7 protein-coding genes and 1 pseudogene are annotated in these 9097 nt (G+C 34.3%); all 8 read right to left on the bottom strand.

Annotation, left to right across the window (positions count from 1 at the left end; all coding sequences use genetic code 11):
- Window positions 1-272, bottom strand: a pseudogene (locus B3J44_RS08695) (glucosylceramidase); the annotation flags it as partial.
- Between the two features lies 1 nt (window position 273).
- Window positions 274-1113 (bottom strand): endonuclease/exonuclease/phosphatase family protein, encoded by an 840-nt coding sequence (locus B3J44_RS08690; RefSeq protein WP_286967832.1) that lies wholly within the window; start codon window positions 1111-1113, stop codon window positions 274-276.
- Between the two features lie 156 nt (window positions 1114-1269).
- Entirely contained in the window at window positions 1270-3012 is a 1743-nt protein-coding gene (locus B3J44_RS08685) for a cellulase family glycosylhydrolase (protein ID WP_286967830.1), read from the bottom strand.
- 18 nt (window positions 3013-3030) lie between these two features.
- Window positions 3031-4500 (bottom strand): glycoside hydrolase family 30 protein, encoded by a 1470-nt coding sequence (locus B3J44_RS08680; protein WP_286967828.1) that lies wholly within the window; start codon window positions 4498-4500, stop codon window positions 3031-3033.
- 28 nt (window positions 4501-4528) lie between these two features.
- Window positions 4529-5980, bottom strand: a complete 1452-nt coding sequence (locus B3J44_RS08675; RefSeq protein WP_286967826.1) for a glycoside hydrolase family 30 protein — start codon at window positions 5978-5980, stop codon at window positions 4529-4531.
- 91 nt (window positions 5981-6071) lie between these two features.
- Window positions 6072-7526 carry a glycoside hydrolase family 30 protein gene (locus B3J44_RS08670; RefSeq protein WP_198854575.1) on the bottom strand — a complete coding sequence of 485 codons (1455 nt, stop codon included), beginning with the start codon at window positions 7524-7526 and terminating at the stop codon, window positions 6072-6074.
- Between the two features lie 150 nt (window positions 7527-7676).
- Window positions 7677-8552, bottom strand: a complete 876-nt coding sequence (locus B3J44_RS08665; RefSeq protein WP_286967823.1) for a hypothetical protein — start codon at window positions 8550-8552, stop codon at window positions 7677-7679.
- Window positions 8553-8581: 29 nt separating this feature from the next.
- The coding region (locus B3J44_RS08660; protein WP_286967820.1) for a RagB/SusD family nutrient uptake outer membrane protein at window positions 8582-9097 on the bottom strand (516 nt) is incomplete at its 5' end.

Raw genomic sequence — 9097 nt, 5'->3', positions numbered from 1 at the left:
TGAGCACTTCCTCCTGTTAATGAAAATCCGAAACCTTCTACGGTTTGAAATTTTTCAGCTGGATTTACTTCAATAGTCTGATTTGAATTTGTCTCTGACGCAAAAGCTAAATCAGTTTGTTTTTTAAGTTTTGAGGTTTCGTCTGTAGTGGTAATCCAAGAAGAAACTTTTCCAGTATTTTTTACAGCATTTGTTGAAGATCCACAGTTGAACTGCATTGCAATTAATGGCAGTAAAACTAGAATTTGAAGTTTTTTGTTGATGTTTTTCATGTTAATCTATTTCTATTAAGACAGGCAAATGATCTGAGGGATATTTTAAATCTTTAGAATCACTTAACACTGCGTGTTTTTGAATTTTTAGACCACTCTTTTTTGAAATAAAAATATAGTCTAACAATAATGTTACGGGTTCATTGTGCTTGAAATCGTTGAAAGTTCCTGAAGGTCCAAAAGGTTTTTCTATTGAAACGTCTTTAGTATCATCCATCACTTTCTTGATTTCTCCAATTTGCGTTGTATTGGGTTCAGAATTGAAGTCACCCATTAAAAAAGCTGGATAGTTTTTAGTGTTTAACTCTGCCATTTTAGTAAGAACAAGCTGTACGCCTTTTACTCTCGCTTCTTCTCCCATATGATCTAAATGCAAATTGAAAACCCAAAATATTTTTTTAGTTTTTAAATCTTTAAAGAGTCCGTATGTGCAAACTCTATTACATGCCGCATCCCAGCCTTTTGAAACTACGTTTGGGGTTTCAGATAACCAGAAAGTATTTGATTGCTCCACTTTAAAGCGGTCTTTTTTGTAATAAATCGTACAAGCTTCTCCTAAACCTCCTTCTTCTCTTCCTACTCCGAATTTGTTATAATTTGGCAAAGCCGATGCAATATCTAAAACTTGATTTGGCGTTGCTTCCTGAACTCCGAAAATATCTGGACTGTAAAAATCAATTTGAGATGTAAAATAATCCTTTCGGTTTGGCCAAGCATTTTCTCCATCTGAAGCAACGTCCAAACGGATATTATATGTCATAATTTTTAAATTCTGACCATAAAACGAGTTCACGGTTAAAAGCAGTATTACTGCAAAAACAAGTTTGTTTATCTTTTTCATGTTAAAAAATTTTAATCTTGTAAAGCTAGTGTTTACGAGGCTTTAAAGAGAAAAATCTATTTAAAAGTTATGTTAATTGTATACTCGTCCATAATCATTTTCATCTTTTTATTATTTAAATGATTTATTTAATATTAAAGCAACTATTATTCTTTTTTACTTCTTCGTTTTATTACTAACAAAGTCAAAATAGTTCAGATTAAAACCTCCTTTTTCAAATACAACTTTTACTTTATTTGAACCCGATTTTAATGCTATATCAGATAAAATTACAGTCTTCCATTTATTGTCTCCAGCGGTTGCAGAAAGTGTGATTTCTTTAGATTTTATTCCATCGATTTCTACATACAATTTCCCTTCAGCTTTTTCGCTCGAATAACGAATAGCAACATTATAATTTCCCTGTTTTGCATCAACCGTATATTGAATCCATTCTCCATCTTCGATAAATGAAACTTGATAACCGTTTGAATCTTTGTCTTTACAAGGCAAAATATCAACTCCGTCATTTCTCATGCTGTTGCCAAGATTCCATCTTTCATCTTTTCCGGTTACTGATCTATAATTTACAAAATCATTGTCGAAGTAAGCTTTTCCATTGGTTCCTAAATCGTAGTACGTTGCAGCAATTTTTCCTGGAACTGTATTCTTTTTGTATGGTTTTGTATCGTCTGTTTGCACTTGTCTAAACATGGCATCTACAACATCTGGTTTAACGGTTACGTTTTCCATTTTATAATTGTCCGCTATTTTCATCAATGTTTTTTTAGCGAATTCTGGAGTTGGTTTTTGACCGCCGTCTCTCCAATATTTCAAGAGAACATCATACTCTGGAATTTTAGTAACAGAGGCTACTCCTGCAATGTTGTCTATTTTTTTCATTGGCCAGAAAGCCCACCCAATATTGTTACTTTCAACTAAAGTCAAAACATCTTTGAACCAAACATTAGAGTTTTCTCCACTTTCTCCCATCCAAATTGGTACATTGTATTTCTCTCTGTAACCTAACATCGTTTCGATCGAAGCTTTGTCATTATAGTTCCAATATTTGTGAAAGCTTAAAGCTAGATTATCATCCCAAAGAGGAAAAATTCCGTTATAATTATTCCCCCAGCAATTTCCTTCAATAAAAATTAAATGATTTGTATCTACTTCGCGAATGGCTTTTGTAACAGCAACCATTAAATCTCTTAAAGGGCCGTTTGAATTTTCGTCGCAACCATTTTTGTTTGATCCGGTAAAATTCCAGTTTGGTTCGTTGATAATATCATACGCTCCAATCCAAGGATTATCTCTGTATCGAGAAGCCAGTTTTTTCCATAAAGCAATCATTTTTTTCTGATTGGCCTCACTTTGCCAAAGTCCAGGTTTTGTGGTATCAAAATCTGAAATCGCAGCGTCATTTCCTTGTCCGCCAGGAGCTGCGTGTAAATCTAAAATCAAGTAAATTTTATTTTCGGCACACCATTTCAGTAAATTATCTGTCATAGTGAAACCTTCTTCAATCCAAGTGATTTCTCCATTTTTCTCCTGCTCGATTGGCGGAGTATACAAATTATAATGCATAGGAAGACGAATAGAGTTGAATCCCCATTTTGCTAAAGAGTCAACATCTCGTTTCGTAATTCCGTTTGCTTTGTAGGCCGCATAGAATTCTTTTGTTCCTTCTTCGCCGATAACTTCCTGTATTTTTTGTCTAATTTGATATTGCGGACTAGCAAATGGTTGAGTCTGTAACATATAACCCTCTTGCACCATCCATCCGCCAAGACCCAAACCTCTTAAAAGAACATTTTTACCATTTCCATCTACTATTTTTTGTCCGTCTCTATGCAAAAAGCCTTGTGCCAAAGAGGCAATCGAAACAAAAAGCAACGATGTTAAAAGTATTTTTTTCATATAAAATAGTTTATCAGATTATTTCCAAGTATAAGTCCCAACAGATCCTCCTTCAAGAGAAGTTGTAACCCATTTTCCATTGAATTTAATATTGAAAGTTTCTGTTTCCGAACCATCATTTTCGACAATTAATACTTTAGAACCCGAAGGCGTAATGAAAGCAACATTCTGTAAGTTTCCTCCTGAGTTACTTTGTATTCTTGTAGATCCCATTGGAACAAATTTTGAAGCATGTGCAATAATGTAATACCCTACATTACGCTCAAAACTATCTCCCGAAGTTATAGTTATAGCACCTTTACACATATTACATCCGCCATCTGTATGAGGACCAAAACTTGAATTATTGGCTAGATTCCACTCTAATGCATTTTTACTGTAATTTCTCATCGATCCGATAATTACATTTCGAAGATGCCATTTTAAATCGCCATCAAATTTCCCGTCAGAAGAAGTCCATTGTTCTGTAAAATATACATTCTTAGTCGGATAAGAATTAAAAACGTTAGTTAAGGCACTAATATCTCCTGCGTATAAATGGAAAGCCGATCCGTCTACAAATGGAAATGCATCTGCATCTGCCAAAATTGTTTTTGGATAATTTGGATTATCGCAGTTGTGGTCGTAAGCAATAATTTTTACGTTTAGATTTGCTGCTTTAAATGCTGGGCCTAAACTGTTTTTAATAAAAGCTCCCTGATCTGAGGCAGACATATACATACTTGGATTGTTTCCGTCATGCAAAGGTTCGTTTTGAGGAGTTACAGCATCGATTGTAATTCCTTCTGCTTTCATCTGCTGAATGTATTTTATAAAATATTTAGCGTATACATCATAATACTCTGTTTTCAGTTCTCCTCCTTTAAAACTAGCTACGTCTTTCATCCAAATCGGTGCAGACCAAGGTGTTGCCAAAATTAAAATCTTTGGATTTATGACTAAAATTTCTTTTAGCATAGCAATTAGAGTTTTATCTTTTTCTAAACTAAATTTTTCTAGGTTTAAATCTGTTTCACCAGCAGCAAGATCGTCGTAAGTAAACGGTGTTGCATTTAAATCTGAAGCTCCAATACTGATTCTTATGTAGCTAACTCCAATTGAATTTGCGCCAGAACCAAACAGTTCCTGCAAAAGAGCCGTTCTTTTAGCTGCGTTTAACTGGTTTATAACCTCCACACTTCCTCCTGTTAAAGTATATCCAAAACCATCAATGGTCTGATATTTTTGATTGGCATTTACTTCAATATTAGCATAAGTATTTGTTGTTGCACCAAAACCCAATATTCCTGATTGTTTTGCCAATAAAACAGTTTGATTGCCTTTTGTTAGCCAAAAATCAACATCGTTTGTAACTACTACTGGAGGTGTTACTGGAGGATCTACGGGCGGATTTTCTACTGGATCACTTGAAGAAGAACATTTTACTTGAGCCAATACGGCTGCCATAAAGAAAAATGCTTTTATGGTATTTTTAAAATTGAATTTCATTTTTTGTGGTTATTTAGTTAGCTGACAATTAATAAACAATTGTCTGTATAGCGTGTGCCGGAATTGTAATTGTTGTTTTTTCTATTTGATTTTCTAAAGAATAAATAATCTCTTTTTCAGATTGATTCATCACTACAGTAATCAATTGTCCGTCAGAATTTTTAAAAGATGTGCTTAATAAAGATTTGTCGCTTATGGTTTCAAGTACTCTTTTTGCATTGGGTCTAATGAATTTTGAAAAATGCCCAATATAGTAGTACATTGGCGTATAAATTAATTCATCTTTTGTTATGTCGGCGTGAATAGGCGCAAAACAGAAATTTCCAACATGATTTGGGCCTCCTTTTTGATCTAGAAGAATATTCCAATCTGTCCAACCAACAGTTCCATTATTAAAATCATTAATTATATTAATTCCGTAACGCTCTGCATTTCCCCAAAACTGATATTTTGTAGCATCAAATTTTTCGATACAGCCTTCGGTAAAAAGAAGATTTTTATTTGGGAAAGCTTCATGAACTTTTGCTACAGATTCGAATTGAGGCGGACCTCCATTCCAAGTTTCATACCAGTGAAATCCAATTCCCCAAGCGTATTTAGAAACTTCAGGATCTGAGAAAACAAGATTGGCTCTTTTGATTAACATATCTCCTCGATTATGATCCCAAATAATAACGTTTTTAGACCCCAATCCTTCTCTTTCTAAAGTTGGCCCAAGGTAATTTTTAAGAAAATCTCTTTCTGCTTCTGGAGTGTAAATACAAGATTCCCAACTTTGTTTGGCCATTGGTTCGTTTTGAACTGTCAATCCCCAAATTGGAATTCCTTCTTTTTCGTACTCTTTTATAAACTTCGTATAATATAGTGCCCAAGCTGGAGCAAATTCAGGCAACAAAACGCCGCCGTGCAAAATATCATTATTGTCTTTCATGAAAGCTGGGGGACTCCATGGACTAACAAATAAGGTTAGTTTTCCGCCGGCTGTTTTAATTGCTTTTTTAATTAGTGGAATTCTATATTTGCGATCGTGGTTTATATTAAAAGTCTTTAGTTCTTTGTCTCCTTCAGCAACATATGTATAGCTATCACTGCTGAAATCACAGCTGTGAATGTTTGTTCTAGCCAAAGTATACCCAATACCTTTGTTTTTATCGTAATAAGCAGTTAAAAATTCCTGTTGTTTTTTAGGCGATAATTTTGCGAAAACTTCTGCGCTTGCATCTGTAATTGCTCCTCCTATTCCGAGAAAGGTTTGGTCTGTTTTTCCAGTATTTACAATAATAGATACTGTTGATGTTTTTTGTTGTGTAGTGTTGTTTTTCGAAATTAAATCATTTGATAATGATAATTTCAAATTGGTATTTTCGGCAGTAGTATAAACCTTTATTTTACTGTTTTTTTGAGCTGTTATTTTTGAGGTAAAGCAGCTTAATTGTATTAGAACAAAGGCTGATAAAAATATTTGTGAGGTAACTTTCATGTTGCTTAAATAATCGTTTTAAAATTAAAAGCAAGAGAAGACTAAAATGGATGATTCAAATTAGTCCTCTTCATTACTTTACTGCAAAATATTAATAAACAAGTGTTTGTATAGCATGTGACGGAATTTTTACTTCTGCCTTTTTATCACCAATAATTAAATTGTATGTAAGATCATTGGCTGATTGGTTCATGACAATAGTTGCCATTGTTCCGTCAGCATTTAAGAAAGATGTGCTTAATAATGCGCTTTTACTTGCAGCTGTGCTTACACGAACTGCATTTAAGCGAATGAACTTTGAAAAGTGTCCAATGTAATAATAAGATGGAGTGTAAATTAATTCTCCTGTTGTTGTATCTGCATGAATTGGTGCGAAACAGAAATTTCCAACATGATTTGGACCTCCATTCTGATCTAAAAGAATATTCCAGTCTGTCCAAGCCACGGTTCCGTTATTAAAATCATTAATCATGTTAATTCCGTAACGCTCAGCATTACCCCAAAATTGATATTTTGATGCATCAAATTTTTCAATACAACCTTCCGTAAACATCAGTTTTTTGTCTGGATAAGCTTCATTTACTTTCCCTACGTTATCAAACATTGGTGCACCGCCAGACCAAGTTTCGTACCAGTGAAATCCCATTCCCCAAACATATTTTGATGCTTCAGGATCTGAGTAAATTACATTGGCGCGATAATTCATCAAATCACGGTTATGATCCCAAACAATAATTTTTTTATCTCCAAGATTTTCTTTTTTCAAAGTTGGCCCAAGATAATTTTTGATAAAATCTCTCTCAGCTTCAGCTGTATAAATACAAGACTCCCAAGTCTGAACCGCCATTGGTTCATTTTGAGTAGAAGTTCCCCAAATCGGAATACCTTCTTTTTCGTAAGCTTTAATAAATTTCACATAAAAATTAGCCCAAGTTTGGTAGTATTCAGGAAGTAAAGTTCCTCCTTTTAATACATTCTTATTGCTTTTCATAAAAGCATTTGGTGACCAAGGTGCAACATAAGTTGTCAATTTTCCACCAGCTTTTTGAATGGCTTGTTTGATTAAAGGAATTCGATATTGTCTATCGTGATCAATAGAAAAAGTTTTCAGATCTTTATCTCCTTCTTCGATATAAGAATAGCTTCCACTGCTAAAATCAGAACTTTGAATTGTTGTTCTTAGCAAAGAATAGCCTATACCTTTTTGCTGATCGTAGTAAGCATTTAAAAATTCTGCTTGTTTTTCTTTTGAAAGTTTAGCAAATATTTCGGCACTAGCATCTGTGATAGCCCCTCCGATTCCCATAAAAGTCTGAAACTTTTTAGATGGTTGGACAAAAATAGAATTTTCGGTTTCTAGAGGTTGTTTTGCGGCAGAAAAAGTCAAATTATCTGTAGTAGTTAATCGTAACTTAGAGTTTTCTGCAGTAGTATAAACGGTTATTTTTTTACCGTCGGTTGTGAACTCTTTTTTTGTTTTTGGCTGTTGTGCAAAAGCTGCAACAGAAAACAAAAGGCATATAATTTTTAGACTATTTTTTTTCATTCGCTTCTAATTATAATGTTTTTAAATTGAAGTTTAGAAGAAATCAAAAAAATGAGTTCTACCATTGAAGGATTTAAAAAATAGCCCATACTCATAATGATTATGGGCTATTTACAACCAAACTTAAACTTAAACTTAACTTAATCTTTATTATTTTCCTCTGAATTCAACTTTTGTAATAGTAATAGGTTCATTACCCGTTTTATTACTTCCAGATCTAATTACAAGGTAAATTGTTCCACTTTCTGGGAATTTAACCACATTAGAAACGGTTTTCGTTGCATCGTTTTTTACACATCCAACTCCAGATAATCTTCCTGAAAATTTAGATGTTCCACAACCATCCCAAGTGCTTATTCCCATAACTTTGTTTTCTTTATACTCAGTACCTAGAACTGGTGCTGATTTACCAGCATATACTTCAAACCAAGTTTCGTCTAATCCGCTAGGACAAGAAACCGTCATATCGATAGTATACTCTCTGTCTTTTACAACTTCGATTGCTTGATAAATACCTTCTTGAGCTCCTCCGCCTGGTAAATGAATAGTAGCGCTATTATTAGCGAAAGACCAAAAAGCAGCACCTGATGGACTTAATTTTGCACTAGTCCATTTAGCTTGATCTTCAGCAGTTGCAAACTTTCCCCCTTGCACTAAATTTCCTTTCGCAGGATCTGTTTGCGCTACTACAATCTGCTGAGAAGAAGTTGCCATTGCAGCTCCAGCTCCAACAGCTGTATGTGTAATTGTGTATGTTCCTGCATCTGGCAAAGAAATCACTTGATTCATTTTTCCTGGGCTTGCTCCGTCTCCAGTATCCCATAATGAAGAAATAACTCCCTTAGTTTGTGCAGTTAAAAGATAAGTATTCATAGCTCCTTCAACTGTTGTTATTGTAAATGCAGGATCAACATTTGTAGCTACAAGAGGATTTTCATTAACTTCTTCGCTACAGCTGTTTAGTGTTCCTAATGCTAAAACTAGCATTAGGCATACACTTTTTCTAAAATATATATTTAGGTTCATTTCTTTTTATTTTGGTTAATTAGTAAATACTATTGGTAATTAGGATTTTGTTTCAATTTAGTACCGTTAAGTTCTGTGTACGGAATTGGGAAAATCTCATCTGTTCCAGCGTCAAAACCTCTATCAGATAAAGCTGCTGCTGCATCTCCCCATCTTACTAAATCAAAGAATCTATGTCCTTCACCTGCTAATTCCATTCTTCTTTCGTGCTTAATAGCTGCTAATGTTACAGGAACAGGAGTTAATCCAGCTCTTTTTCTAACTGCATCAAGTAAAGCCTGTGCTCTTGGTCCAGACCCTAAAGCTTCTGCTTCCATTAGATAAGTATCTGCAAGTCTGATTACATATGAGTTTTGTTTGTAGTTTAACTCTGAGTTACCTCCACCTGTACTAACATCTGTCTGTCTTGGAAGATATTTGTTCAAGAAATATCCAGTGTCTTGGTAAGCTGGAATATAATCTGCTTTTCCTGCTGCTTTTAATGCTTTTAAATCAAGAATTGTAGCATCCTTACGTGGATCACCTTGCATTGCATCATAAAGTTT

Source organism: Flavobacterium sp. UBA4854 (assembly GCF_002399805.1).
GTDB lineage: Bacteria > Bacteroidota > Bacteroidia > Flavobacteriales > Flavobacteriaceae > Flavobacterium > Flavobacterium ginsengisoli.
Note: the sequence above shows the minus strand (reverse complement) of the source record. Positions and strands in the feature narration are given on the sequence as shown.

Coding starts and splice junctions, on each gene's coding strand:
- B3J44_RS08690 (WP_286967832.1), bottom strand. CDS start 1,113: ATGAAAAAGATAAACAAACTTGTTTTTGCAGTAATACTGCTTTTAACC.
- B3J44_RS08685 (WP_286967830.1), bottom strand. CDS start 3,012: ATGAAAAAAATACTTTTAACATCGTTGCTTTTTGTTTCGATTGCCTCT.
- B3J44_RS08680 (WP_286967828.1), bottom strand. CDS start 4,500: ATGAAATTCAATTTTAAAAATACCATAAAAGCATTTTTCTTTATGGCA.
- B3J44_RS08675 (WP_286967826.1), bottom strand. CDS start 5,980: ATGAAAGTTACCTCACAAATATTTTTATCAGCCTTTGTTCTAATACAA.
- B3J44_RS08670 (WP_198854575.1), bottom strand. CDS start 7,526: ATGAAAAAAAATAGTCTAAAAATTATATGCCTTTTGTTTTCTGTTGCA.
- B3J44_RS08665 (WP_286967823.1), bottom strand. CDS start 8,552: ATGAACCTAAATATATATTTTAGAAAAAGTGTATGCCTAATGCTAGTT.